35 protein-coding genes are annotated in these 24,389 nt (G+C 60.5%); all 35 read left to right on the top strand.

The window, feature by feature from the left end; all coding sequences use genetic code 11:
- Positions 1 to 62: 62 nt before the first annotated feature.
- On the top strand, positions 63 to 377 hold the full coding sequence (rpsJ, locus tag K3555_RS01235) for a 30S ribosomal protein S10 (protein ID WP_019298501.1): 315 nt from the start codon (positions 63 to 65) through the stop codon (positions 375 to 377).
- An 18-nt stretch (positions 378 to 395) separates the two neighbouring features.
- Complete coding sequence (gene rplC / locus K3555_RS01240; protein WP_027257340.1) at positions 396 to 1,121, top strand: 50S ribosomal protein L3; 726 nt, start codon at positions 396 to 398, stop codon at positions 1,119 to 1,121.
- Positions 1,118 to 1,735 (top strand): 50S ribosomal protein L4, encoded by a 618-nt coding sequence (gene rplD, locus K3555_RS01245; protein ID WP_259989305.1) that lies wholly within the window; start codon positions 1,118 to 1,120, stop codon positions 1,733 to 1,735. Before rplC ends, rplD begins: the two co-directional genes overlap by 4 nt.
- The gene (locus tag K3555_RS01250) at positions 1,732 to 2,028 is read left to right on the top strand and encodes a 50S ribosomal protein L23 (protein WP_024088533.1); all 297 of its coding nucleotides are present in this window, start codon (positions 1,732 to 1,734) and stop codon (positions 2,026 to 2,028) included. The genes rplD and K3555_RS01250 overlap by 4 nt, the downstream gene beginning before the upstream one ends.
- Before the next feature lie 247 nt (positions 2,029 to 2,275).
- A complete protein-coding gene (locus K3555_RS01255; RefSeq protein WP_260007099.1) occupies positions 2,276 to 2,770 on the top strand; it encodes a hypothetical protein in 495 nt (164 codons plus the stop codon).
- 319 nt (positions 2,771 to 3,089) lie between these two features.
- Positions 3,090 to 4,097, top strand: a complete 1,008-nt coding sequence (locus tag K3555_RS01260; RefSeq protein WP_260007100.1) for a DUF4062 domain-containing protein — start codon at positions 3,090 to 3,092, stop codon at positions 4,095 to 4,097.
- A 260-nt stretch (positions 4,098 to 4,357) separates the two neighbouring features.
- Positions 4,358 to 5,200 carry a 50S ribosomal protein L2 gene (gene rplB / locus K3555_RS01265; RefSeq protein ID WP_259989309.1) on the top strand — a complete coding sequence of 281 codons (843 nt, stop codon included), beginning with the start codon at positions 4,358 to 4,360 and terminating at the stop codon, positions 5,198 to 5,200.
- A gap of 3 nt (positions 5,201 to 5,203) precedes the next feature.
- Positions 5,204 to 5,482 carry a 30S ribosomal protein S19 gene (rpsS, locus tag K3555_RS01270; RefSeq protein WP_024088539.1) on the top strand — a complete coding sequence of 93 codons (279 nt, stop codon included), beginning with the start codon at positions 5,204 to 5,206 and terminating at the stop codon, positions 5,480 to 5,482.
- Between the two features lie 3 nt (positions 5,483 to 5,485).
- Positions 5,486 to 5,866, top strand: coding sequence for a 50S ribosomal protein L22 (gene rplV / locus K3555_RS01275; RefSeq protein ID WP_035919887.1), 381 nt, complete (start codon positions 5,486 to 5,488; stop codon positions 5,864 to 5,866).
- Positions 5,866 to 6,576 (top strand): 30S ribosomal protein S3, encoded by a 711-nt coding sequence (gene rpsC / locus K3555_RS01280; protein ID WP_044008297.1) that lies wholly within the window; start codon positions 5,866 to 5,868, stop codon positions 6,574 to 6,576. Before rplV ends, rpsC begins: the two co-directional genes overlap by 1 nt.
- Positions 6,577 to 6,588: 12 nt before the next feature.
- A complete protein-coding gene (rplP, locus tag K3555_RS01285; protein WP_024088541.1) occupies positions 6,589 to 7,002 on the top strand; it encodes a 50S ribosomal protein L16 in 414 nt (137 codons plus the stop codon).
- A 239-nt stretch (positions 7,003 to 7,241) separates the two neighbouring features.
- A complete protein-coding gene (locus K3555_RS01290; RefSeq protein WP_260007101.1) occupies positions 7,242 to 7,862 on the top strand; it encodes a TIGR02466 family protein in 621 nt (206 codons plus the stop codon).
- A 132-nt stretch (positions 7,863 to 7,994) separates the two neighbouring features.
- Complete coding sequence (locus K3555_RS01295; protein ID WP_260007102.1) at positions 7,995 to 9,038, top strand: succinylglutamate desuccinylase/aspartoacylase family protein; 1,044 nt, start codon at positions 7,995 to 7,997, stop codon at positions 9,036 to 9,038.
- A gap of 223 nt (positions 9,039 to 9,261) precedes the next feature.
- Entirely contained in the window at positions 9,262 to 9,462 is a 201-nt protein-coding gene (rpmC, locus tag K3555_RS01300) for a 50S ribosomal protein L29 (RefSeq protein WP_024088545.1), read from the top strand.
- Positions 9,463 to 9,473: 11 nt separating this feature from the next.
- Positions 9,474 to 9,704, top strand: coding sequence for a 30S ribosomal protein S17 (rpsQ, locus tag K3555_RS01305; RefSeq protein WP_024088546.1), 231 nt, complete (start codon positions 9,474 to 9,476; stop codon positions 9,702 to 9,704).
- A 99-nt stretch (positions 9,705 to 9,803) separates the two neighbouring features.
- Positions 9,804 to 10,172: a 50S ribosomal protein L14 gene (gene rplN, locus K3555_RS01310; protein WP_027257350.1), complete on the top strand. Its 369-nt coding sequence runs from the start codon at positions 9,804 to 9,806 to the stop codon at positions 10,170 to 10,172.
- A 2-nt stretch (positions 10,173 to 10,174) separates the two neighbouring features.
- A complete protein-coding gene (gene rplX / locus K3555_RS01315) occupies positions 10,175 to 10,480 on the top strand; it encodes a 50S ribosomal protein L24 (RefSeq protein WP_027257351.1) in 306 nt (101 codons plus the stop codon).
- The gene (gene rplE / locus K3555_RS01320) at positions 10,480 to 11,043 is read left to right on the top strand and encodes a 50S ribosomal protein L5 (protein WP_259989323.1); all 564 of its coding nucleotides are present in this window, start codon (positions 10,480 to 10,482) and stop codon (positions 11,041 to 11,043) included. The genes rplX and rplE overlap by 1 nt, the downstream gene beginning before the upstream one ends.
- A 20-nt stretch (positions 11,044 to 11,063) precedes the next feature.
- On the top strand, positions 11,064 to 11,369 hold the full coding sequence (gene rpsN / locus K3555_RS01325; RefSeq protein WP_129372217.1) for a 30S ribosomal protein S14: 306 nt from the start codon (positions 11,064 to 11,066) through the stop codon (positions 11,367 to 11,369).
- 13 nt (positions 11,370 to 11,382) lie between these two features.
- Positions 11,383 to 11,775: a 30S ribosomal protein S8 gene (gene rpsH / locus K3555_RS01330; RefSeq protein WP_024088550.1), complete on the top strand. Its 393-nt coding sequence runs from the start codon at positions 11,383 to 11,385 to the stop codon at positions 11,773 to 11,775.
- A gap of 12 nt (positions 11,776 to 11,787) precedes the next feature.
- Positions 11,788 to 12,321, top strand: coding sequence for a 50S ribosomal protein L6 (rplF, locus tag K3555_RS01335; RefSeq protein WP_129372216.1), 534 nt, complete (start codon positions 11,788 to 11,790; stop codon positions 12,319 to 12,321).
- Between the two features lie 11 nt (positions 12,322 to 12,332).
- The gene (gene rplR, locus K3555_RS01340) at positions 12,333 to 12,692 is read left to right on the top strand and encodes a 50S ribosomal protein L18 (RefSeq protein WP_027257354.1); all 360 of its coding nucleotides are present in this window, start codon (positions 12,333 to 12,335) and stop codon (positions 12,690 to 12,692) included.
- Positions 12,693 to 12,822: 130 nt separating this feature from the next.
- On the top strand, positions 12,823 to 13,392 hold the full coding sequence (rpsE, locus tag K3555_RS01345; protein WP_129372215.1) for a 30S ribosomal protein S5: 570 nt from the start codon (positions 12,823 to 12,825) through the stop codon (positions 13,390 to 13,392).
- A gap of 13 nt (positions 13,393 to 13,405) precedes the next feature.
- Positions 13,406 to 13,594: a 50S ribosomal protein L30 gene (gene rpmD, locus K3555_RS01350; protein WP_129372214.1), complete on the top strand. Its 189-nt coding sequence runs from the start codon at positions 13,406 to 13,408 to the stop codon at positions 13,592 to 13,594.
- A 246-nt stretch (positions 13,595 to 13,840) separates the two neighbouring features.
- Positions 13,841 to 14,053, top strand: a complete 213-nt coding sequence (locus K3555_RS01355; protein ID WP_259989330.1) for a DUF1127 domain-containing protein — start codon at positions 13,841 to 13,843, stop codon at positions 14,051 to 14,053.
- Between the two features lie 268 nt (positions 14,054 to 14,321).
- A complete protein-coding gene (locus tag K3555_RS01360) occupies positions 14,322 to 14,534 on the top strand; it encodes a DUF1127 domain-containing protein (RefSeq protein WP_134830796.1) in 213 nt (70 codons plus the stop codon).
- 536 nt (positions 14,535 to 15,070) lie between these two features.
- Positions 15,071 to 15,541 (top strand): 50S ribosomal protein L15, encoded by a 471-nt coding sequence (rplO, locus tag K3555_RS01365; protein WP_129372211.1) that lies wholly within the window; start codon positions 15,071 to 15,073, stop codon positions 15,539 to 15,541.
- Positions 15,542 to 15,652: 111 nt separating this feature from the next.
- A complete protein-coding gene (gene secY / locus K3555_RS01370) occupies positions 15,653 to 17,017 on the top strand; it encodes a preprotein translocase subunit SecY (protein ID WP_259989335.1) in 1,365 nt (454 codons plus the stop codon).
- Positions 17,014 to 17,661, top strand: a complete 648-nt coding sequence (locus K3555_RS01375) for an adenylate kinase (RefSeq protein ID WP_259989337.1) — start codon at positions 17,014 to 17,016, stop codon at positions 17,659 to 17,661. The genes secY and K3555_RS01375 overlap by 4 nt, the downstream gene beginning before the upstream one ends.
- Positions 17,662 to 17,931: 270 nt before the next feature.
- Entirely contained in the window at positions 17,932 to 18,300 is a 369-nt protein-coding gene (rpsM, locus tag K3555_RS01380; RefSeq protein WP_129372208.1) for a 30S ribosomal protein S13, read from the top strand.
- Positions 18,301 to 18,315: 15 nt separating this feature from the next.
- Positions 18,316 to 18,705, top strand: a complete 390-nt coding sequence (gene rpsK, locus K3555_RS01385) for a 30S ribosomal protein S11 (RefSeq protein WP_259989340.1) — start codon at positions 18,316 to 18,318, stop codon at positions 18,703 to 18,705.
- 112 nt (positions 18,706 to 18,817) lie between these two features.
- Complete coding sequence (locus K3555_RS01390; protein ID WP_259989342.1) at positions 18,818 to 19,834, top strand: DNA-directed RNA polymerase subunit alpha; 1,017 nt, start codon at positions 18,818 to 18,820, stop codon at positions 19,832 to 19,834.
- Positions 19,835 to 19,979: 145 nt separating this feature from the next.
- The gene (gene rplQ / locus K3555_RS01395) at positions 19,980 to 20,408 is read left to right on the top strand and encodes a 50S ribosomal protein L17 (protein WP_027257365.1); all 429 of its coding nucleotides are present in this window, start codon (positions 19,980 to 19,982) and stop codon (positions 20,406 to 20,408) included.
- A 173-nt stretch (positions 20,409 to 20,581) separates the two neighbouring features.
- Complete coding sequence (locus tag K3555_RS01400; protein WP_260007103.1) at positions 20,582 to 23,005, top strand: CHASE3 domain-containing protein; 2,424 nt, start codon at positions 20,582 to 20,584, stop codon at positions 23,003 to 23,005.
- Between the two features lie 294 nt (positions 23,006 to 23,299).
- Positions 23,300 to 24,388: a 3-deoxy-7-phosphoheptulonate synthase gene (locus K3555_RS01405; protein WP_260007105.1), complete on the top strand. Its 1,089-nt coding sequence runs from the start codon at positions 23,300 to 23,302 to the stop codon at positions 24,386 to 24,388.
- Position 24,389 lies beyond the last annotated feature (1 nt).

The following is a 24,389-nucleotide window of genomic DNA, read 5'->3' on the forward strand; positions in this document are numbered from 1 at the left end:
AGGGTTCCGCGGTGGTCGCAGGCCCTCCTCTCAACCTCAACGCCTCAATAAAGGCAGATGTAATGCAAAGCCAAAACATTCGCATTCGGCTGAAGGCATTCGATTACCGCGTTCTGGATGCCAGCACGCAGGAAATCGTCAACACAGCCAAGCGCACCGGCGCTCAGGTTCGTGGCCCGATCCCGATGCCGAACAAGATCGAGAAATTCACTGTTCTGCGTGGCCCCCACGTTGACAAGAAATCCCGTGACCAGTTCGAAATCCGGACGCACAAGCGTCTTCTCGACATCGTTGATCCGACCCCCCAGACCGTGGACGCGCTGATGAAGCTCGACCTCGCCGCTGGTGTGGACGTCGAAATCAAGCTGCAGTCGTAAGATCGGAGGGTAATGAATATGCGCTCTGGTATTATCGCAAAGAAAGTCGGCATGACCCGGCTGTTCCTGGAAGACGGCAAGCAGATCCCTGTGACTGTTCTTTCGCTGGACGGCCTGCAGGTTGTTGCGCAGCGCACCGATGACAAAGACGGCTACACCGCCGTTCAGCTCGGTGCTGGTTCCGCCAAGGCAAAGCGCACGTCGCAAGCCATGCGCGGCCATTTCGCAGCAGCCAAGGTTGCGCCGAAGCGCAAGCTGGTGGAATTCCGCGTCCCCGCAGACGCCCTGATCGAAGTCGGCGCCGAGATTTCGGCCGAACACTTCCTGGCTGGCCAGAAAGTGGACGTCACCGGCACCTCGATCGGTAAAGGTTTCGCCGGTGCCATGAAACGGCACAACTTCGGCGGCCTGCGCGCCACGCACGGTGTGTCGATCTCGCACCGTTCGCATGGTTCGACCGGCCAGTGTCAGGATCCGGGCAAAGTCTTCAAAGGCAAGAAGATGGCCGGCCACATGGGCGCTGCCCGCGTGACCACCCAGAACCTGGAAGTGGTGAAAACCGACGCCGATCGCGGCCTGGTCTTCATCAAAGGCGCCGTTCCCGGCCCGAAATCCGGCTGGGTTACCGTCAAGGACGCCGTGAAGAAGAAAGCGCCCGAAGGTCTGCCGTTCCCGGCCGGTCTGAAAGCGGCTGCAACCGATGCACCGGCTGTTGAAGCCCCCGCGGAAGGTGGTGAAGCATGAAACTTGACGTGATCAAACTCGACGGCGGCAAGTCCGGCGACATCGAGCTGTCCGAAGACCTGTTCGGCCTGGAGCCGCGTGCGGACATCCTGCACCGTGTGGTCCGCTGGCAGCGCAACAACGCGCAGGCCGGCACCCACAAGGTGAAGACCCGCTCCGAGACCTCCTATTCGACCAAGAAGATCTATCGCCAGAAGGGCACCGGCGGCGCACGCCACGGTGACCGCAACGCGCCGATCTTCCGCAAGGGCGGTATCTACAAAGGCCCGGTTGTCCGTTCGCACGGCCACGATCTGACCAAGAAGTTCCGCAAGCTGGGTCTGCGCCACGCGCTGTCCGCTAAGGCAAAAGCGGGCGAGCTGGTCATCATCGAGGATGCAGCCTCCGAAGGCAAAACCGCCGCTCTGGCCAAACAGGTGAAAAACCTGGGCTGGAAACGCGCGCTGGTCATCGACGGCTCTTCGGTCAACGAAGACTTCCTGAAAGCGTCGCGCAACATTGAAGGCCTGGATATCCTGCCGACAATGGGCGCAAACGTCTATGACATCCTGAAGCGTGACATCCTGGTGATCACCAAAGCAGGTGTCGAAGCACTGGAGGCTCGCCTGAAATGAGCGCGAAAGCAGAACACTACGACGTGGTCCGCAAGCCGATCATCACCGAGAAAACCACCATGGCGTCCGAAAACGGCGCGGTAGTTTTCGAAGTGGCAATCGACTCGAACAAGCCGATGATCAAAGAAGCTGTCGAAGCTCTCTTTGGCGTCAAGGTGAAGGCGGTCAACACCACCATCACTAAAGGCAAGGTCAAGCGGTTCCGCGGCCAGATGGGCCGTCGCAAGGACGTCAAAAAAGCCTATGTGACCCTGGAAGAAGGCAACACAATCGACGTGTCCACCGGACTCTGAGATTTGCCTCTTTGAGACTTTGGAAGGCCCTCGCGATTGCGGGGGCCTTTTGCGTATGTGCGGGGCAGGCGTATCTGCATGGCGGGTTCCTTGGTGAATTCGGCCCGCTGATTAATAGCCGCTGGCGGTTAAGATCGGCGAACCCATGCGTGCGCTGCCTGCGCAACGGGCGGCGTTCAAAAACGGCGCCCCGGCACTATCATTCCTGGCGCTATAGCGTATGGGAGAGGGGCCTTAAGGAGAATGAATGATGGGACCTTCACAGAGTTTACCTGAACTGGTCGCGGCGGCGCGGGCCAATGCCAAGACGCTTGAGGATCGCATCATGGCGGCGCAATCCCCTGATGGGCAGAGTGAAGAGCTGCGCGCTGCCACGGCTGCGTTGGAAGCCGCAGCGGTTGATATCTTCACTCTGTTCGAGGCGCGGATGCAGCACCATTTCAGGCGGGGGCCGTTTTCGCGGAAACTGACATCCCTGCTGTCGCAGTCGGGGGAAACCGGCCTCGCCGAGAGGGTCCATCAGTATTATCTGGTGATCAACGTTCTGAAGCATGGCAAGGGGGCGAGCTACCGGGAATTGCTGAATGCTCCGGCGTCCAAATTTGCCGTGACCACCGGCCAGGGCACTGCCGCCAATGACGGGGTGGCATCCGCGGGGCTGGTGGACATCAGTTTCCCCGGCTTTTTTGCCGAGCTGACTGAGACCATTCTGGACGCCAGCCGGTTTCTTGAGGCGCAATAGGGCGTAGCCCGCCGCGCCAGCGTTATGCAGAAGGCATGCCATTGGCAGGAGTAGCCCCCATGACGCCACGGCGAAGTCTGGTCCCCGGCGCGGAACAAGGCCGCAGGCCGCCGCGCCAGCGCCGTCCCGCCCCCATGGGGCGGCGCTTTGGCTGGTGTCCTGCATGTCTGTGAGGGTCTACGGATTTGGCCGGGATAAAGTGGCATACGCGAAGGCGGGAGCGCCACCCCGCGGGACGGCGCTGGCGCGGCTTTCGGATTGAGGTCGGCTCAGAGTTGATTAGAGTTTCGCTCGTTTAGGAATTTTAGGTGCAAGTTGGATGGCCAAGAAATACCAAGTTTTTATTAGCTCTACGTACACGGACCTGATCGACGAACGAAGAGCTGTAGAGGAAACGATCATTCGAGCGGGAGACATTCCTGTAGGTATGGAGGCATTTCCAGCAGCTGACGAGGAGCAATTCGACTTCATCAAGAGTGTCATCGATCAGTGTGACTACTATGTTCTCATCGTTGCAGGCCGGTATGGCTCTTTGGCGCCGGATGGTTTGAGTTATACGGAGAAAGAATACCACTACGCCGTTGAGAAGCGGGTTCCAGTCTTGGTGATGCTACGGGAGGATAGGGGGAGGCTCCCTCAGCAGCATTATGAGCATGACGAAAAGGGGCGTGAACTCCTTGAGGCCTTTATAGAGAAGGTATCGACCGGAAGGATCAGGAAGTGCTGGAGCACTACAGATGGATTGAAGCTTGCAGTTAGGGAGGCATTGGATTTTGCAAAGGCGACAAAAATACGTCCGGGATGGGTCCGTGGAGATCAAGTCTCGTCAACCGTCAGCCTGCAAAAGCTCATTGATCTGCAGGAGGAGAATGATCGCTTAACGCAAGAGTTGGACGAGAGAAGGCCAGCAAAGGGGCTTCCGGAAAACGTAGCCGGGCTTGACCATGCACTAGTCTTAGAGGGTACCTATGAGGCTCGAAAGGGTAGTACAAATTCCTATGTCAGAAGCCAGTTTTCTTTTGAAACCTCTTTTGGAGAGGTTTTTGCCCTAATAGCGCCCAAACTCTTGAAGGGGATTTCCGACTCTAAAGTAAATGAAATGATGGCTAAAGCGATCTGTGAAAACAAAAACGGTTTCATTGGCGGGTTGCGGCGATTTCAGGTGCTTGATGAGCTTTTTGATAATGTGAAAATCCAGTTAATGGCCTTGGGAGTGGTCCGCGTAAGAGCTAGTCGTTCAACTCAGGGGAACATTTTGGTATTTTGGCGTTTAACTGAATCTGGAGAGCAGGAGATGTTCAGGCGACGCGTTGCCACTGTCGAATAGGCTTGCGAGGCTTGTTCTCTTCTAAGCCCATTGCCACCTCTCCACGACTCTGCTAAGCCGCACCAATCCTGCAGACCCCGGATTCGTTCCGGGGTTGTTACGTTTGTCAGGATGTTTGAACTTTGGGACCTTCGGGGCCCTATAACTCAGGCAACCCTAGTAGGGCGTCTCATCGTGGGACAACCGGGCGGGGGGCTTACACATAGCGGGTCCAAAGACAAAAACCTAAGGGCCTGCACGCTAAACGGAAGACAGAAAGCATGGCACTTAAGTCGTATAAGCCGACGACGCCGGGCCAGCGTGGGCTGGTTCTGATCGACCGTTCGGAGCTTTGGAAAGGGCGTCCGGTCAAATCTCTCACTGAGGGTCTGACCAAATCGGGCGGCCGGAACAACACCGGACGGATTACTTCTCGCCGCCGCGGCGGCGGCGCAAAGCGTCTCTACCGGATCGTTGACTTCAAACGGAACAAATTTGATGTCGCGGCCACCGTTGAACGGATCGAATACGACCCGAACCGGACCGCATTCATCGCGCTGATCAAATACGAAGACGGCGAGCAGGCCTATATCCTGGCACCGCAGCGTCTGGCAGTCGGCGACAAGGTCATCGCTTCGGCGAAGGCTGACATCAAGCCGGGCAACGCAATGCCGTTCTCGGGCATGCCGATCGGTACCATCGTTCACAACATCGAAATGAAGCCCGGCAAAGGCGGCCAGATCGCCCGTGCAGCCGGTACTTACGCTCAGTTCGTTGGCCGTGACGGCGGTTACGCCCAGATCCGCCTGTCCTCGGGCGAACTGCGTCTGGTGCGTCAGGAATGCATGGCCACCATCGGTGCCGTGTCGAACCCCGACAACTCGAACCAGAACTTCGGTAAAGCCGGCCGTATGCGCCACAAGGGCAAGCGTCCTTCGGTGCGTGGTGTGGTTATGAACCCGATCGACCACCCGCACGGCGGTGGTGAAGGCCGGACCTCCGGTGGCCGCCACCCGGTGACCCCCTGGGGTAAACCGACCAAGGGCAAACGGACCCGCAACAAAAACAAGGCGTCGCAGAAGCTTATCGTCCGCTCGCGCCACGCCAAGAAGAAAGGCCGCTAATCCATGGCACGTTCCGTATGGAAAGGCCCCTTCGTTGATGCTTATGTCCTGAAAAAGGCCGAAGCAGCGCGTGAGTCGGGCCGCAATGAAGTGATCAAGATCTGGTCGCGCCGTTCCACCATCCTGCCGCAGTTTGTCGGTCTGACCTTTGGTGTCTACAACGGCAAAAAGCACATCCCAGTCAACGTCTCGGAAGACATGATCGGTCAGAAGTTCGGTGAGTACTCGCCGACCCGCACCTATTATGGCCATGCCGCTGACAAAAAAGCGAAGCGGAAGTAAGTCATGGGTAAGGAAAAGAATCCCCGCCGCGTGGCAGACAACGAAGCAATGGCAAAACTGCGCATGCTCCGTACCTCGCCGCAGAAACTGAACCTGGTGGCTCAGATGATCCGTGGCAAGAAAGTCGAGAAGGCGCTGACCGACCTGACATTCTCCAACAAGCGGATTGCAGCAGACGTGAAGAAATGCCTTCAGTCCGCCATCGCAAACGCCGAAAACAACCACAACCTGGACGTCGATGAACTGGTCGTCGCCGAGGCGTGGGTCGGCAAAAACCTGACCATGAAGCGCGGCCGTCCGCGTGCCCGTGGCCGGTTCGGCAAAATCCTGAAGCCGTTTGCGGAGATCACCATCAAGGTGCGTCAAGTTGAGGAGCAAGCCTAATGGGTCATAAAGTCAATCCGATCGGCATGCGCCTGCAGGTGAACCGCACCTGGGACAGCCGCTGGTACGCTGACACCAAAGACTACGGTGATCTGCTGCTCGAGGACCTGAAAATCCGCGAGTTCATCAAAACCGAGTGCAAGCAGGCGGGCATCGCCCGTGTGATCATCGAGCGCCCCCACAAGAAGTGCCGTGTGACCATTCACACCGCGCGTCCGGGCGTGATCATCGGCAAGAAAGGCGCGGACATCGAAGTGCTTCGCAAGAAGCTGGCTTCGATGACCGACAGCGAGCTGCACCTGAACATCGTTGAAGTCCGCAAGCCGGAACTCGACGCTGCTCTGGTCGGCGAGTCCATCGCTCAGCAGCTGGAACGCCGTGTGTCCTTCCGCCGCGCGATGAAACGTGCCGTGCAGAACGCCATGCGCATGGGCGCCCTGGGTATCCGGGTGAACGTCGCTGGCCGTCTGGGCGGTGCTGAAATCGCCCGTACCGAATGGTACCGCGAAGGCCGCGTGCCGCTGCACACCCTGCGTGCCGACATCGATTACGCACCCACCGAGGCGGTGACCCCTTATGGGATCATCGGGATCAAGGTCTGGATCTTCAAAGGCGAGATCATGGAGCACGATCCTTCGGCACGTGACCGTAAAGCACAAGAAATCCAGGACGGCCCAGCACCTCGCGGTGCCGGTGGCGGCCGTCGCTAAGGAGGATTTGAGATGCTTCAGCCAAAGCGCACTAAATTCCGCAAAATGCACAAGGGCCGGATTCACGGCCTGGCAAAAGGCGGTTCCGACCTGAACTTCGGCACCTATGGCCTGAAGGCAACCACTCCTGAGCGTGTGACTGCACGCCAGATTGAGGCTGCCCGCCGCGCCATGACCCGGCACATGAAACGCCAGGGCCGTGTTTGGATCCGTATCTTCCCGGACACTCCGGTGACCTCGAAGCCGACCGAAGTCCGTATGGGTAAAGGTAAAGGTTCCGTGGACTACTGGGCAGCCAAGGTTAAGCCTGGCCGCGTGATGTTCGAGATCGACGGCGTCACCGACGAAGTCGCTCGCGAGGCCCTGCGCCTGGCAGCGATGAAACTGCCGGTCAAGACCCGCGTCGTGGTTCGCGAAGACTGGTAAACGGCGGCCTTGCCGCCGCCTGCGCGGCCGTTGCTTTTGCCTGCAAGAGCGATGAAAGCGCAGCCGGTTTCTAAAATCAAAGGACCCCCGCTGCGCAATCAGCGGGGGTTTTTCCGTTGCGTCCGCCAGCCGGGGCGCTGCCCCCGCCGCCTTTGGCGGCTCCCCCGGGGTATTTGCAACCAGAAAGAAGCTGCAGGAAGCATCTCGCCAAGGCAGGGGTGCTGCGCTAAGACGGCGCTATGGCCCAGATTGAATCGCTTTTTGTGACCCGCCTCTACCGCGCGCAATTGTCCGAACACGGACCATCGATTGACGCGCAGGAAATGGAAAACTCCTGTCTTGTCATCGCCGGTGATGACGATGCCGGGCAGGACTGGTGCGAGGAGAACGGCTATCCCGGCTATACCTCCTATGCCTCGCTCACCGATCTGCCCTGGCGGTTCCCGGTTTTTGCCGATCTGGTGAAATCGCTGGATCTGCATGTTGCGGCATTTGCCAGGGATCTGGAGCTGGATCTGGACGGGCGCGCGCTGGTGCTGGAGGATCTGTGGATCAATATCCTGCCCGAGGGTGGCACCCATGCCAGCCACATCCACCCGCATTCAGTGATTTCCGGCACCACCTATGTGTCGATGCCCGACGGCGCCTCGGCGCTCAAGCTGGAGGATCCGCGCCACGCCATGATGATGGCGCATCCGCCGCGCGTGAAGGATTGCCGCCAGGAGCTGCGGACCTTTGTCTATCAGTCGCCCGGCGTGGGGGATGTGCTGCTATGGGAAAGCTTCATCCGGCATGAGGTGCCGCTGAATATGGCCGAAGAAGAGCGGATCTCGGTCAGCTTCAACTATAAATGGGAGTAAGCAGGCTTCCCTGAAACGCTCCGGGGCGTGTTTCGCCTGCGTACGGGTGGAGCGCTGGCCCGGACCGGCGCGATTGCGTAATGCGGAAAACTTGCTAAGCCTGTTGAGAGCATCTCTTTGAAAGGCTTTGCCATGGCTCCCCGTCCTGACTTTGAAATCGGCGGCTTCCGCATTGCGCCCGGCACCCGCCGCACGGTGGACCTGCCGGTGAGCGTGCTGTCGGACCACACGCCGGTGACCATGTCCGCCCATGTGATCCACGGGGCGAAGGACGGGCCAGCGCTGTTTGTTTCGGCTGCCATTCACGGCGATGAGGTGATCGGGGTGGAAATTGCCCGCCGCCTGCTGCGCAGCCGTAAGTTTTCCCGCCTTAAGGGCACCCTGATCGTGGTGCCGATCGTCAACACCTTCGGGTTTTTGAACCATTCCCGCTACTTGCCGGACCGGCGTGACCTGAACCGCTGTTTTCCCGGCAGCGAGGGCGGTTCGCTGGCCAGCCGCCTGGCGCATCTGTTTATGACCGAAGTGGTGGATCGCTGCGATCTTGGCATTGACCTGCATTCTGCTGCTATCCACCGCACCAATATGCCGCAGATCCGGGTGTCGCCGAAGGCCCAGGAGACCCTGGCCTATGCCGATGCCTTTGGCGCGCCGGTGGTGATCCGCTCCGGGCTGCGCGACGGCTCCCTGCGCAAGGAGGCGCAGGCGCGCGGGGTCGATGTCCTGCTGTATGAGGCCGGCGAGGGGCTGCGGTTTGACGAGCAGTCTGCCCGTGTGGGGGTGGCCGGCATCCTGCGGGTGATGCACGCGCTGGACATGATCCCCGAGGATGGCGTGCCGCTCGCCGAAGTGGTGCCGGTCCGGGCGGGCAGCAGCAGCTGGGAGCGCGCGCCCGCCGGCGGGTTGCTGCGGACCTACAAGACCACCGGTGAAATGGTCGAGGAGGGCGATGTGCTGGGGGTTGTTTCCGATCCATTTGGCGAACATGAAGAAGAGCTGCAGGCAGGCCAGGCGGGCCTCATCATCGGCCGTGCCAACATGCCGATCGTGAATGAGGGTGACGCCCTGTTCCACATTGCCAGGGTGGCGACGCCGGTGGAGGCCGAAAGCCGCATCGAGAGCCTGCATGCGCAGCTAGAGGACGCGGCAATGTTCGACGAGGATGAGATCATCTGAACCGGCTCCGCTGCAGGGCGGGCGGGCTTGCGGCGGAGCCGGGATCTTTCCCTTGCCCCTGCACCCGGTCTCCTCTATAGGGACCCATCGCCTGTCCCTTATCCGCGTTGGATTTGGGCCGGGTGATTCTTTTTTGCCGCGTCTTTGGCGTGGTTGACATAACCCACCAGGTCAAAGGTTACCCATCGGGGCCTTCTGGTGCTTTGGACAAGGAACAAAGGCGATGAACGCCAATGATCTGCGCGACAAAACCGTGGATGAACTCCGCGATGCCCTCGCATCCCTGAAAAAAGAGAGCTTCAACCTGCGCTTTCAGCAGGCGACCGGTCAGCTGGAAAACACTGCAGGCATCAAAGCGGCCCGCCGCAATGCTGCCAAAGTGAAGACCATCCTGAACGAAAAAGCTGCTGCAGCAGCTGAATAAGGAGCGACACGATGCCCAAACGTATTCTCACTGGCACCGTGACCAGCGATGCCAACGCCCAGACCGTAACTGTCTCGGTTGAACGCCGCTTCACGCATCCGGTTCTGAAGAAAACCATCCGTAAGTCCAAGAAATACCGGGCTCACGATGAAAAGAACGCTTTCAAGGTCGGCGACTCTGTACGCATCATCGAATGCGCGCCGAAATCGAAAACGAAACGCTGGGAAGTTCTGGAAGCCTAAGAGTCTCATCCGAGACTCCTGGCGGCTAGACTTAACAGTCAGTCGAAACCCTGGGGGATCACGCCACGCATCGGCGCCCCATAGGTCGGGAGAAACCACATGATCCAGATGCAAACAAATCTGGATGTTGCTGACAACTCCGGCGCCCGCCGAGTTCAGTGCATCAAGGTTCTGGGTGGCTCCAAGCGTAAATACGCATCCGTAGGCGACATCATTGTCGTTTCGGTCAAGGAAGCCATCCCGCGCGGCCGCGTGAAAAAAGGCGACGTCCGTAAGGCCGTTGTCGTACGCACCGCCAAAGAAGTCCGCCGCGAAGACGGCACTGCAATCCGGTTCGACCGGAACGCAGCCGTTATCCTGAACACCAACAATGAGCCGGTCGGTACCCGGATCTTTGGCCCGGTTGTTCGTGAACTGCGCGCGAAAAACTTCATGAAGATCATCTCGCTTGCTCCGGAGGTGCTGTAATCATGGCTGCTAAACTCCGCAAAGGCGACAAGGTCGTCGTGCTGTCCGGCAAAGACAAAGGCAAAGAAGGCGCAATCGCCTCCGTTGACCCGAAAGCCGGTAAAGCCATCGTCGACGGCGTGAACATGGCCATCCGCCATACCCGCCAGTCGCAAAACGAACAGGGCGGCCGTCTGCCCAAAGCACTGCCGATCGACCTGTCGAACCTGGCGCTGCTGGACAGCAACGGCAAAGCAACCCGTGTCGGCTTCCGCGAGGAAGACGGCAAGAAGGTGCGCTTCGCCAAGACCACCGGGGAGACTGTCTGATGCTTGACGCTGCAACCTACACCCCGCGCCTGAAAGCTCTGTACAAGGACACCATCCGTGGCGCCCTGAAAGAAGAGTTCGGCTACAAGAACGACATGATGCTCCCGAAGCTGGAGAAAATCGTTCTGAACATCGGCTGCGGCCGCGCTGCTGTCAAAGACAGCAAGAAAGCCAAATCCGCCCAGGCCGATCTGACCCTCATCGCGGGCCAGAAAGCTCTGACCACCGTGGCAAAGAACTCCATCGCCGGCTTCCGCGTTCGCGAAGGTATGCCGATGGGCGCCAAGGTGACCCTGCGCGGTGACCGGATGTACGAATTCCTCGACCGTCTGATCACCATTGCGATGCCCCGTATCCGCGACTTCCGCGGTGTTTCGGGCACCTCTTTCGACGGCCGTGGCAACTATGCCATGGGCTTGAAAGAGCATCTCGTGTTCCCGGAAATCGATTTTGATAAGATCGATGAAAACTGGGGCATGGACATCGTGATCGCCACCACCGCGAACACCGACGCGGAAGCAAAGGCGCTGTTGAAAGCTTTCAACATGCCCTTCAACAGCTAAGCGGGGGAAGGATAGAGACCATGGCTAAGAAAAGCATGATCGAACGCGAGAAGAAGCGCGAGCGCCTGGTGGCAAAATACGCCGCAAAGCGCGCCGAGCTGAAAGAAATCGCGACTGACGAAAGCCGCCCGATGGAAGAGCGTTTCACCGCGCGTCTGAAACTGGCGAAACTGCCGCGCAACTCGTCGGCAACCCGTCTTCACAACCGCTGCCAGCTCACCGGCCGTCCCCACGCTTACTACCGTAAGCTGAAGGTCAGCCGTATTGCGCTGCGCGAGCTGGGTTCTGCTGGTCAGATCCCCGGCATGGTGAAATCGAGCTGGTAAGGGAGAGACAGATATGAACGATCCTATCGGCGATATGCTCACCCGTATCCGTAACTCTCAGATGCGCGGCAAATCCACCGTCCTGACCCCGGCTTCCAAGCTGCGGGCCTGGGTGCTGGACGTGCTGGCAGACGAGGGCTACATCCGCGGTTATGAGAAGATGACTGGTGCCAATGGCCACCCGGCCATCGAAATCAGCCTGAAGTACTTCGACGGCGAACCTGTCATTCGCGAGCTTAAGCGGGTCTCCAAACCCGGCCGCCGCGTTTACATGGGCGTCAATGACATCCCGTCGGTCCGTCAGGGCCTGGGCGTGTCGATTGTCTCCACCCCCCAGGGTGTGATGTCGGACGCAAGCGCACGCGCAGCCAACGTTGGCGGCGAAGTGCTCTGCACCGTCTTCTAAGGAGGCTCGCAGATGTCCCGTATTGGTAAAAAACCGGTCGAACTGCCCAGCGGCGTGTCCGCTGCCGTGTCCGGCCAGACCATCGAAGTGAAAGGCCCGAAAGGCGCCCGCACCTTCACTGCCACCGACGATGTCACCCTGTCGGTCAACGACAATGTTGTCACCATCGAGCCGCGCGGCAAGTCCAAGCGTGCCCGTCAGCAGTGGGGCATGTCCCGCACTCAGGTGGCCAACCTTGTGACCGGCGTGACCCAGGGCTTCAAGAAAGAACTGGAGATCCAGGGTGTGGGTTACCGGGCTCAGATGCAGGGCAATACCCTGAAACTGAACCTGGGCTACAGCCACGATGTCGACTTCACTGCACCTGATGGCGTCACCATCACCGCACCGAAGCAGACCGAAATCGTTGTGGAAGGTATCGACCAGCAGCAGGTGGGCGAAGTCGCGGCGAAAATCCGCGAATGGCGCCGTCCCGAGCCCTACAAAGGCAAAGGCATCCGCTACAAGGGCGAATTCATCTTCCGCAAGGAAGGCAAGAAGAAGTAAGGACCAGCAAAATGGCAAACAGCAAACGTACCCTGTTTCTGAAGCGCCGGCTGCGCGTCCGGAACAAGCTTCGCAAAGTGAACGCAGGCCGTCCGCGTCTTTCTGTGCACCGTTCGAACAAGAACATCTCTGTTCAATTGATCGACGACCTGCGCGGCGTGACCGTGGCCTCCGCTTCGACCCTGGAAAAAGATCTCGGCGTAGTTGGCAAAAACAACGTCGAAGCAGCGACCAAAGTTGGTGCTCTGATCGCCGAACGCGCAAAAGCGGCCGGTGTCAGCGAAGCCTACTTCGATCGCGGCGGCTTCCTGTTTCACGGCAAGGTGAAGGCTCTGGCCGACGCTGCGCGTGAAGGCGGCTTGAAGATCTAATCTATTGCGGGCGGTCTTTCGGGACCGCCCCGATGATCCGGGACCCCGGGCTTTGCCCGGGTGTCACCAGGATTGGAACAACAGGCGCCCCGTGCTTTGCGCAGTGCGCCTCTCTTAAAAGGAATGCCTGATGGCAGAACGTGATAACCGCCGTGGCAACCGCCGCGACCGTGACGAGACACCGGAATTCGCAGATCGCCTGGTCGCGATCAACCGCGTGTCCAAAACCGTAAAAGGCGGTAAGCGCTTTGGCTTCGCTGCCCTGGTTGTTGTTGGCGACCAGAAAGGCCGCGTCGGCTTTGGCAAGGGTAAAGCAAAAGAAGTGCCCGAAGCGATCCGCAAGGCGACCGAACAGGCCAAGCGCCAGATGGTCCGCGTGCCGCTGAAAGAGGGCCGCACCCTGCACCACGACATGGCCGGCCGTCACGGCGCAGGCAAAGTTGTGATGCGTACCGCGCCTGAAGGTACCGGTATCATCGCAGGTGGTCCGATGCGTGCTGTCTTCGAAATGCTTGGCGTTAAAGACGTTGTTTCGAAGTCGATCGGTTCGCAGAACCCCTACAACATGATCCGCGCCACCCTGAACGGCCTGTCCAAAGAGCAGAGCCCGCGTTCGGTGGCTCAGCGCCGCGGCAAAAAGGTCGCTGACATCCTGCCCAAGCGGGACGAAGCACCGGCAGCTGCCGAAGCTGAAGCGTAAGGAGTAGAGAGACATGGCAAAAACCATCGTGATCAAGCAGATCGGCTCGCCGATCCGCCGTCCTGCCAAACAGCGCGCAACCCTGATTGGCCTGGGCCTGAACAAGATGCACAAAACCCGTGAGCTGGAGGATACTCCTTCGGTCCGCGGCATGGTCAACTCGATCTCGCATATGGTTCAGATCATCGAAGAGCGCGGCTAAGCCCCTTTTCGGTTTCAGACTTTGGAAAACGCCTCCGGGAAACCGGGGGCGTTTTTCGTTTTGGGACAGAGCAGGGCCGGGGCAGGGCGTTAACCTGCGGGAAAGGCCCCTTGCAATGCTTGCATAGCGGCTTGCCGGTTGTGTCAGTTGTTGGAATCGCGTGGCACTCCTATCTCGGGGTCACAGCAAATGACCAAACACAGACCACCGGGAATATGCCCGGTATCAGAGATAAGGATTGTTAAGATGGCACATGTTATCAGCACCGCACACGGCACCCACAGCCTCACCGCCCGCATCCGTTCCGCCGTGGAAGGCCTGGCCGATTCCTGGGTCAAAGCCCGCGAATTTCAGCGCACCTACAATGAACTGGACGCGTTGAGCGATCATGAGCTTTCGGACATCGGTGTGCGCCGCGACGATATCGCCGACCTGGCGCGCCAGCACGTCTACGGCTAAGAATTCCCGCCTTCCCGGACACGTCTCTCCTCCTCCTCCTTCGTGTCCGGGCCAAAGCGCTCCTGCCCTCGCCGGGCGGGAGCGTTTTCTTTTGGCAAGGCTTCAAGAGACCTCACGCGATCGTGCTATGCGGGTGCTGCATAGCTGCCAGACCAAAGCGTCCGTTGTTCCCTGTCCGGGCCGTCCTTATGTCCCGTTCACTTCAGACGAACAGATCAAGCAACGCGCCGGGAGCACGTCCCGGCAGCGCAGCGAAGGAACAAGAACAATGGCATATTCAACTCTTTCCGCACCCTCCGCCGGGATCTCGGCCCGTTTCGCAGGCTTTGCCGCCGGGCTGATCCAGAACTGGAAGCTGCGCCGCGATTACAAAGCAACCGTCAACGCCCTGCGTGCGATGTCCGCCCGCGACCTGGCTGACATCGGCCTGACCCGCTGCGCCATCCCCGGCGTCGCGCGCGAACACGTTTACGGCAAGTAACCTCCCCGGCCGGCTCCGGATCCTCCTCCCTCTCCGAAGGACCGGCCTGAAAGCGCCCCTGCCATCCCGGCGGGGGCGTTTTTGTTTGCCGGGGTGTTGCGTCGGCACCGTACGCCTCGCCCACGCGGATTTAACTCCGCCTATGACATTCTGGTAGGGATCATGATCACCCGCCGGGCCTGACACGCCCGGCACCTGGAACAGGGCTCCGGTCTGGCACCCGGAGCGGGCGATACGCGTATTCGCATGGGGGAAACCCCATCCCATCTCCACCCCTGCGGCGCCGCCGCCCTTTAACGGAGGGGGCTAGACGGACCGGACAGCACCAGAGGCAGCAAGAAAGCAACCGGCAGGGCAGGGGCCTTGGCGGCGGGACCTGCGTGCTCCGCATGTTTGGCGGGGCTGCGGGGCTTGATCCCGACCTGCATCAGGTCTATAGGCACCCGGTGGCGTTCTGCGCCATGGAATCACCAATCAAGAAACGCCGCGGTTGGCCCATCACGCTTCGGGGGCCACATCCGGCAAGGAGAAGCGACATGAAACTTCACGAACTCAGCGACAATCCTGGCGCAACCAAAAAACGCATGCGCGTTGCCCGCGGCCCCGGCTCTGGCAAGGGTAAAATGGGCGGCCGCGGTATCAAAGGCCAGAAATCCCGTTCGGGTGTGTCGATCAACGGTTACGAAGGCGGTCAGATGCCCTTGTACCAGCGTCTGCCCAAGCGCGGCTTCAACAAGCCGAACCGCAAGGCATACGCCGTTGTGAACCTGGGCCTGATCCAGAAATTCATCGACCTGGGCAAGCTGGACGCCGCGGATATCACCGAAGATTCGATGATCGCATCGGGTCTGGTACGCCGCAAGCTGGATGGCGTCCGCGTCCTGGCCAAAGGTGAAATCACCGCCAAAGCCACCATCACTGTGACCGGTGCATCGGCAGCTGCCGTTGACGCTGTTGCAAAAGCTGGCGGCGCTCTGACTGTGGCAACTGCAGCCGCCGCAGAGTAACGGCTTGTGAGCGGCGCCAATGCCGCTTACATAGTCTTCGAGTTTTCCTAGAACGCCGCCCGAGCCGGAAAACGGTTCCGGGCGGCGTTTCGCTAAAGAAGAGACCTTTTCATGGTATCAGCAGCAGAACAAATGGCGGCGAACACCAGCTGGGCTGCCCTGGGCAAGGCCACGGATCTGCGCAACCGGATCCTGTTCACCATCGGCCTTTTGATTGTCTATCGCCTGGGCACGTTCATTCCGGTTCCGGGCATCGATTCTGGCGCCCTGCGCCAGTTCATGGAACAGGCGGGCCAGGGCATCGGCGGCATGGTGTCGATGTTCACCGGCGGCGCGCTTGGCCGGATGGGGATTTTTGCCCTCGGCATCATGCCCTATATCTCCGCCTCCATTATCGTTCAGCTCCTGACCTCGATGGTGCCCTCGCTTGAGCAGCTCAAGAAAGAGGGCGAGCAGGGCCGCAAGAAGATCAACCAGTACACCCGCTATGGCACCGTGGCGCTGGCGACTGCGCAGGCCTATGGGCTGGCTGTGTCGCTGGAATCGGGTGACCTGGCGACCGATCCGGGCATGTATTTCCGCATGGCCTGCATGATCACCCTGGTGGGCGGCACCATGTTCCTGATGTGGCTGGGCGAGCAGATCACCCAGCGCGGCATCGGCAATGGTATCTCGCTGATCATCTTTGTCGGCATCATCGCCGAGGTCCCCGCCGCAATCGCCCAGTTCTTTGCCTCCGGCCGTTCCGGCGCGATCAGCCCCGCCGTGATCATCGGCGTGATCCTGATGGTGATCGGCGTGATCATGTTTGTCGTGTTCATGGAACGCGCCCTGCGCAAGATCCACATCCAGTACCCGCGCCGCCAGGTCGGCATGAAGGTCTATGACGGCGGCTCCTCGCATCTGCCGGTCAAGGTGAACCCGGCAGGCGTGATCCCGGCGATCTTCGCCTCGTCGCTGCTGTTGCTGCCGACCACCATCTCGGCGTTCTCCTCAGGCGCGGCAACCGGTCCGGTGATGTCCTGGCTGCTGGCGAACTTTGGCCCCGGCCAGCCGCTGTATCTGTTGTTCTTCATCGCGATGATCGTGTTCTTTGCCTATTTCTACACCTTCAACGTCTCCTTCAAACCGGATGACGTGGCGAACAACCTGAAGAACCAGAACGGCTTTGTCCCCGGCATCCGCCCAGGCAAGAAGACAGCCGAATATATCGAATATGTGGTGAACCGCATCCTGGTTCTCGGCTCCGGCTACCTGGCGCTGGTCTGCCTGCTGCCCGAGGTCCTCCGCGGCCAATTCGCCATCCCCGTCTATTTTGGCGGCACGTCCGTTCTGATTGTGGTATCCGTCACCATGGACACCATTCAGCAGGTGCAAAGCCACCTCCTCGCGCATCAGTATGAGGGGCTTATCGAGAAAAGCCAGCTGCGCGGGCGCAACAAGAAACGGACAAAACGGGGACCTTCTCGCCGATGAGCAACATTATCCTTCTTGGCCCGCCGGGGGCGGGCAAAGGTACGCAGGCGCGTTACCTGGTTGAATCCCGCGGCATGGTGCAACTCAGCACCGGCGACATGCTGCGCGAGGCCCAGACCTCCGGAACCGAAATGGGCAAGAAGGTTGCTGCCATCATGGCCGAAGGCAAGCTGGTCACTGACCAGATCGTCATTGGCCTGATCCGCGAGAAGCTGCGCGAGGGCGCCGAGGGCGGTTTCATCTTCGACGGTTTCCCGCGCACCCTGGCCCAGGCCGATGCGCTGGCCAAGCTGCTGGACGAAATGGGCCTGAAGCTTGACGCTGTGATCGAGATGCAGGTCGATGATGACGCGCTGGTCGCGCGCATCACCGGCCGCTCCACCTGCGGCGGCTGCGGCGAGGTCTATCATGACCAGACCAAGCCCTGGCCGGCGGACGGCAAATGCGCCAACTGCGGCAGCACGGATGCGACCCGCCGGGCGGACGACAATGAGGATAGCCTCAAGACCCGCCTGATGGAGTATTACAAGAAGACTTCGCCGCTGATCGGCTACTTCTACGCCAAAGGCAATCTGCAACGTCTGGACGGTCTCGCCTCGATTGCAGAAGTCCGCAAGAACATGGCCTGGATCATGGGCGCATAACGCCTGCCGAAGGGCGCGCGGCGGCAGCTCGGCTGCTGGCCGGAATAGCCAAGCCCTGCCGGTCCGGCGGGGCTTATTCTTTAGGGCTTGACGGCCCATATCCCAGCCCCTAGTTACCCACATCCCTTCTGGGAATGATTCCCGGCGGGCAGATTCGTTTGCCTGCTTTATCACCTCGAAATGCTGGACCCTCTGGCCACACTGCCACGGTCAAGTGTTGTGAAAAAAGGTTCCGGCGCTACGGAACCGCAACGAAAAGGAAAGTGACACGTGGCACGTATTGCCGGCGTTAACATCCCGACTGCAAAGCGGGTTCCCATCGCCCTCACCTATATCACCGGTATCGGTAACACCTCGGCCAAAGCGATCTGCGAAGCCGTAGGCATCGACGCGACCCGCCGTGTGAACGAACTCAGCGACGCAGAAGTCCTGGCCGTGCGCGAGCACATCGACGCCAACTTCACCGTCGAAGGCGACCTGCGCCGTGAAACTCAGATGAACATCAAACGTCTGATGGATCTTGGCTGCTACCGTGGCCTGCGCCACCGCCGCAACCTGCCGGTCCGCGGTCAGCGTACCCACACCAACGCTCGCACCCGCAAAGGCCCCGCAAAGGCCATCGCTGGTAAGAAGAAGTAAGGGAGGGTTTGACCAATGGCACGTGAGAAGACACGCGTTAAGAAGAAAGAGCGCAAGAACATCGCAACCGGTGTTGCGCATGTGAACTCGTCGTTCAACAACACCAAAATCCTGATCTCCGACGTGCAGGGCAATGCGATCGCTTGGTCGTCGGCCGGCACCATGGGCTTCAAAGGCTCGCGGAAATCCACGCCTTACGCGGCCCAGATGGCTGCCGAGGATGCGGGCAAGAAAGCCCAGGATCACGGTGTGAAGACGCTGGAAGTCGAAGTTCAGGGCCCCGGCTCTGGCCGTGAATCGGCTCTGCGCGCACTGGCTGCCGTCGGTTTCAACATCACTTCGATCCGTGATGTGACCCCGATCGCGCACAACGGCTGCCGCCCGCCGAAGCGCCGTCGCGTCTAATTCGAATTTTTGCTGGGGCCCCGCTTGATTCGCAGGGCCCCAGTGCGTCATTTAAACCTCGGGCGTCCTTGGCCTTTCGGACATGGGGCAAGGACAGGAATGGAGGGAACGCATGATCCATAAGAACTGGGCAGAGCTGATCAAGCCGGCACAGCTGGAAGTGAAGCCGGGTAACGATCCTGCACGCCAGGCAACTGTCGTCGCAGAGCCGCTGGAACGCGGTTTCGGCCTGACCCTGGGCAACGCGCTGCGCCGCGTCCTGATGAGCTCGCTGCAAGGCGCGGCCATCACCAGCGTGCAGATCGACAACGTGCTGCACGAGTTTTCGTCGGTTGCCGGTGTGCGCGAAGACGTCACCGACATCATCCTGAACCTCAAGGGCGTGTCCCTGCGCATGGAAGTCGAAGGCCCCAAGCGGCTGTCGGTCAATGCCAAGGGCCCGGCTGTAGTCACCGCCGGTGATATTGCCGAAACCGCCGGCATCGAGGTTCTGAACCGCGATCACGTCATCTGCCACCTGGACGACGGCGCCGACCTGTTCATGGAACTGACCGTGAACACCGGCAAAGGCTATGTTTCGGCAGAGAAAAACAAGCCGGAAGACGCACCGATCGGCCTGATCCCGATCGACGCGATCTATTCGCCGGTCAAAAAGGTCTCCTATGACGTTCAGCCGACCCGTGAGGGCCAAGTGCTGGACTATGACAAGCTGACCATGAAGGTGGAAACCGACGGCTCCATCACGCCTGACGATGCCGTCGCTTATGCCGCCCGCATTCTGCAGGACCAGCTGTCGATCTTTGTCAACTTCGACGAGCCGGAATCGGCAAACCGTCAGGACGAGGACGATGGCCTCGAGTTCAACCCGCTTCTGCTCAAGAAAGTGGACGAGCTGGAACTGTCTGTGCGGTCTGCAAACTGCCTGAAGAACGACAACATCGTCTATATCGGCGATCTCATCCAGAAGACCGAAGCAGAAATGCTGCGCACGCCGAACTTCGGCCGCAAGTCGCTGAACGAGATCAAAGAAGTGCTGTCGGGCATGGGTCTGCACCTTGGCATGGACGTCGAGGACTGGCCGCCGGACAACATCGAAGATCTGGCCAAGAAATTCGAAGACAGCTTCTAAAGCGCGTCTTTGAGGGGAGGGCACTGGCCCTCCCCAAACCATTCCCGGGTTTGGCCGGGGAAAACATGGGCATCCGCCCCAAGGTGAGCAGCTGACACGCATCAGCCGCCTGACAAAGCAAAAACGCAAGATAAGGAATTGAATAATGCGTCACGCACGTGGTTACCGCCGCCTGAACCGTACTCATGAGCACCGCAAAGCGCTGTTTTCGAACATGTGCGGCTCGCTGATTGAGCACGAGCAGATCAAGACAACCCTGCCCAAAGCAAAAGAACTGCGCCCGATCATCGAAAAGATGATCACCCTGGCAAAGCGCGGCGACCTGCACGCCCGCCGTCAGGCCGCGTCCAAGCTGAAGCAGGACAAGGACGTTGCGAAACTGTTCGAGGTTCTGGGCCCGCGCTACAAGGACCGTCAGGGCGGCTATGTCCGTATCCTGAAGGCCGGCTTCCGTTACGGCGACATGGCTCCGATGGCGATCATCGAGTTTGTCGACCGCGACACTGCCGCAAAGGGTGCCGCCGACAAGGCCCGCCTGGAAGCAGCGGAAGCAGCTGCTGAAGCAGACGAATAAATTACACTGAATTATCAGGTTCAGTTATCTGGCCCCCGCTCCGCCCGGAGCGGGGGTTTTTCGTTACCTGACGGCATCCGGACAATGTTTAGAATGCATTTTTTACCCGAAAGGGAATCGTAATTTTCTTCTGATTTTACTGTCGCAAACAAGCAAGTTCCGGGACGGATGTGATGGCAGTAAAGAAGACACCCGCGGCCAGGCGGTTCTCACTGGCGAACCTCAGCACCAAGACAAAGATCGTTTCGGTGGCGGTGTTTCCGCTGCTGCTGGTTCTGGGGGTCGGCGTGCTGGCGGTGGTGAACCTGGGCCGTATGGACAAGACCGCGCAGGCTGTTGACCACACCCAGAAGATTTTGACCGAAGCGCAGGCGCTGGCCGAAGCCGCCTCGGGAATGGAAGCCGGGCTGCGGGGGTATTTGCTGGCCGGGCAAGATGAATATCTGGTGCCGTTTGAGGACGGCAGCGCCAAAGTTGCCGGCTCCCTGAACCGTTTACGCAGCCTGGCCGCGGGCAATCCGGACTTGCTGGCTGACCTCGATACGGCAGAGCAGACATTGGCCGGCTGGCAGGAGGATGTTGCGGCCGGCGCCATCGCGTTGCGGCGCGATATCGGCGATGCCCTGACCATGAACGACATGGCGGCAGAGGTGAAACAGTCCAAGGGCCGGGTCTACTTTGAGAACTTCCGTGCGGAGATGGCTAAGGTCATTGAGGAAGAGGAAGTCGAGCTGAACAACCGGCGCAACACCTTTTCTTCCCTGGTGAACGCCGGGATTGCCGATCCGGATTACCTGAACACCTCGCTGCAGGCGGTGGAGCGGACCCACAAGGTCATCAGCAGCGCCAAGGATCTGCTGTCGGCGGCGGTCGACATGGAGACGGGCATGCGCGGCTTTCTTCTGGCGGGCGACCGGGAATTTCTCGAACCGTATATGGAGGGCAACGGGCGCTTTAACGAGGTGCTGGCCGACCTCCACCTGGCGCTGGCCGACAATCTGATGCAGGCGAACCGCCTGGATAACGTCGCCAAAATCGTTGACGAATGGCGCAGCAGCGTGGTGGTTCCGATGCTGCAGCTGCGCCGGGTGATCGGCAGCGCGGCGACCATGGATGACATGGCCGATCTTGTCGCTCAGGGGCAGGGCAAGGCGTATTTCGACAGCTTCCGTGCCACCATGGAGACGATCGAGGCGAAAGGGGCCAAGGCAATGGCCGTGCGCCGCGCCGCCAATGAAGCACTTGCCGCCCAGACCCGTATCATGATCCCCGGCGCAATTGCTGCGGCGATCCTGATCGGCGCGGTGATGGCGCTGGTCACCGGCTCTGGCATTGCTTCAGGCCTGCGGCGCATCGTGGTGTCGATGCGGGGGCTGGCCGAAGGCAACAACGCGGTGGAGATCCAAGGCCAGACCCGCGGCGACGAGGTCGGCGATATGGCCCGCGCGCTGGATAAATTCCGCGCTGAACTGCTGCGGATGCAGGAGGCCGAGCAGCAGAAAGCGGAGAGCAAAGACGCCGAGCTGGGCAATGTGGTGAAGCAGCTGAGCGAGCGTCTGGCCCGGCTGTCGCATGGCGATCTGACCATCCGCATCGCCGAGGAATTCCCGGAGGAATACGAACAGCTGCGCGCTGATTTCAACGGCTCCATCGACAATCTGAACGCTACAGTGCAGCAGGTGATCGAAGCCGCCTCCAGCATTCGCAGCGGTTCTGCAGAGATCAGTCAGGCCTCCGACGATCTGTCCCACCGGACCGAAAGCCAGGCCGCCACGCTCGAAGAGACCGCCGCGGCGATTGATGAGCTGACAGCCTCGGTGAAATCCGCCGCCGAAGGAGCCCGTAATGTCGAGGCAACCGTGCGCGAGGCCCGCCAGGAGGCCGAAAGCAGCGGCGAGGTGGTGCAAAGCGCGGTGGCCGCCATGAGCGGGATCGAGGCCAGCTCGAAGAAGATTTCCCAGATCATCTCGGTGATTGACGACATTGCGTTTCAAACCAACCTCTTGGCACTGAACGCCGGGGTCGAGGCCGCGCGCGCGGGCGAGGCCGGCCGCGGCTTTGCGGTGGTGGCGTCCGAGGTGCGGGCGCTGGCGCAGCGGTCTTCGGATGCGGCGATGGAGATCAAGACCCTGATTGGCGACAGTTCACGCCAGGTCGGGGAGGGGGTGGACCTGGTCGGCCGCGCCGGTGATGCACTGCAGTCGATTGTCGGTCAGGTCAGCCATATCTCGCAACTGGTGTCCGAGATCGCTGAGGGCGCCGAGGAGCAATCCACCGGCCTGCTGGAAATCAACACCGGTGTCACCCAGCTGGATCAGGTGACCCAGCAGAACGCGGCCATGGTCGAGGAAGCCACGGCAGCAGGCCATCTGCTGAACAGCGATGCGGGCAAGCTGTCGGATCTGGTCGCCCGCTTCCAGGTGGCCGGCGGCGGCACTCTTGCAGCCGCATCCGCCCCGGTATCCGTGGCGCCGGCTGCCATGGCGCCCTCAGCCCATGGCAGCGATGACTGGGATCTGGAGGCCAGCCCGGCCCCGGCCGCGGCAGCGCCGGCGGCAGACGGCAATGCGGCCCGCGACCTTTGGCAGGATTTCTGAGCCGCAGTGGAAACCGCCGCACAGGCCCTCTCCGGCGGAGGGCCTGTTGCCTTTCCAGGGTGGATTTTCCGGGGTGACAGCTGGCCGAATCTCCGCTAGCGTCCGGTTCATGACCCGTAGCTATGCCGCATTCTGGTATTTCTTTTATCCGCGCCACATGGCGGACGGAGGGGTCAGCGCATTCTGAGCTAAGATATCGGAACGCACCAGGATACCACCAACCGCCCGCAGCAGCCGGCGGTTTTTTTCGTATCCGCCGCAGCGCCAAGGGCCACCCGCCAAGGAAGCTGAAACATGACACCCCAGACCGAAAACCTCCGCATCACCGGCATGCAGGAACTGATCTCGCCCGAAGACCTCGCATCCCAGCTGCCCAGTACGGCGGCGGCCACAGATACCGTGCTGGCCAGCCGCACAGCGATCCAGGATGTGCTGCATGATCGCGATGACCGTGTTGTCGCTGTGGTCGGCCCCTGTTCGATTCACGACCCCAAGGCGGCAATGGAGTATGCCGAACGGCTGGTACCGCTGCGCGACCGGCTGGCGGGTGAGCTGGAGGTTGTGATGCGGGTCTATTTCGAGAAACCCCGCACCATCTCGGGCTGGAAAGGGCTGATCAATGATCCCGGCCTCGACGGCTCGTTCCGCATCAACGAAGGCCTGGGTGCAGCACGCCGACTGTGCCTGGACATCAACAGCCTGGGCCTGCCGGTCGGAACTGAGTTTCTGGACACCGCGGTGCCGCAATACATCTCGGATCTGGTGGCCTGGGCGGCCATCGGCGCCCGCACCACCGAAAGCCAGATTCACCGCGAGATGGCCTCAGGCCTCAGCTGCCCGGTGGGGTTCAAGAACGGCACACGCGGCAATCTGCAGATCGCAGTGGACGCGGTGCGCTCGGCGGCGCATCCGCATCATTTCATGGCATTGGCCAAATCAGGCCGCGCGGCAATTGCGGCGACCAGCGGCAACCCGGACTGCCACTTGATCCTGCGCGGCGGCGGCGGCACCAATTATGACGCGGCCTCGGTCGATGCGGCCTGCAGGCTGGCGGAAAAGGACGGCATCCGCGGTCATGTGATGATCGACGCCAGCCATGCCAACAGCGGCAAGGATCCCATGAAGCAGCCCGCTGTGCTGCGCGATGTAGCGGGCCAGATCGCCGACGGCGACAGCCGCATCACCGGGGTGATGGTGGAAAGCCATCTGGTGGCGGGCCGTCAGGACCTTGGCAAAGGGGACCTCACTTACGGGCAGTCGGTTACCGACGGCTGCCTGGGCTGGGAGGATACAGTACATGAGCTGGAGGCGCTGGCAGAAGCTGTCACCGCGCGGCGTGCCCATGCGGCACAGGCTGCTGCACCGAGCCTGGCACAGGCCTGAT

Source organism: Leisingera sp. M527 (assembly GCF_025141525.1).
Taxonomy (GTDB): domain Bacteria; phylum Pseudomonadota; class Alphaproteobacteria; order Rhodobacterales; family Rhodobacteraceae; genus Leisingera.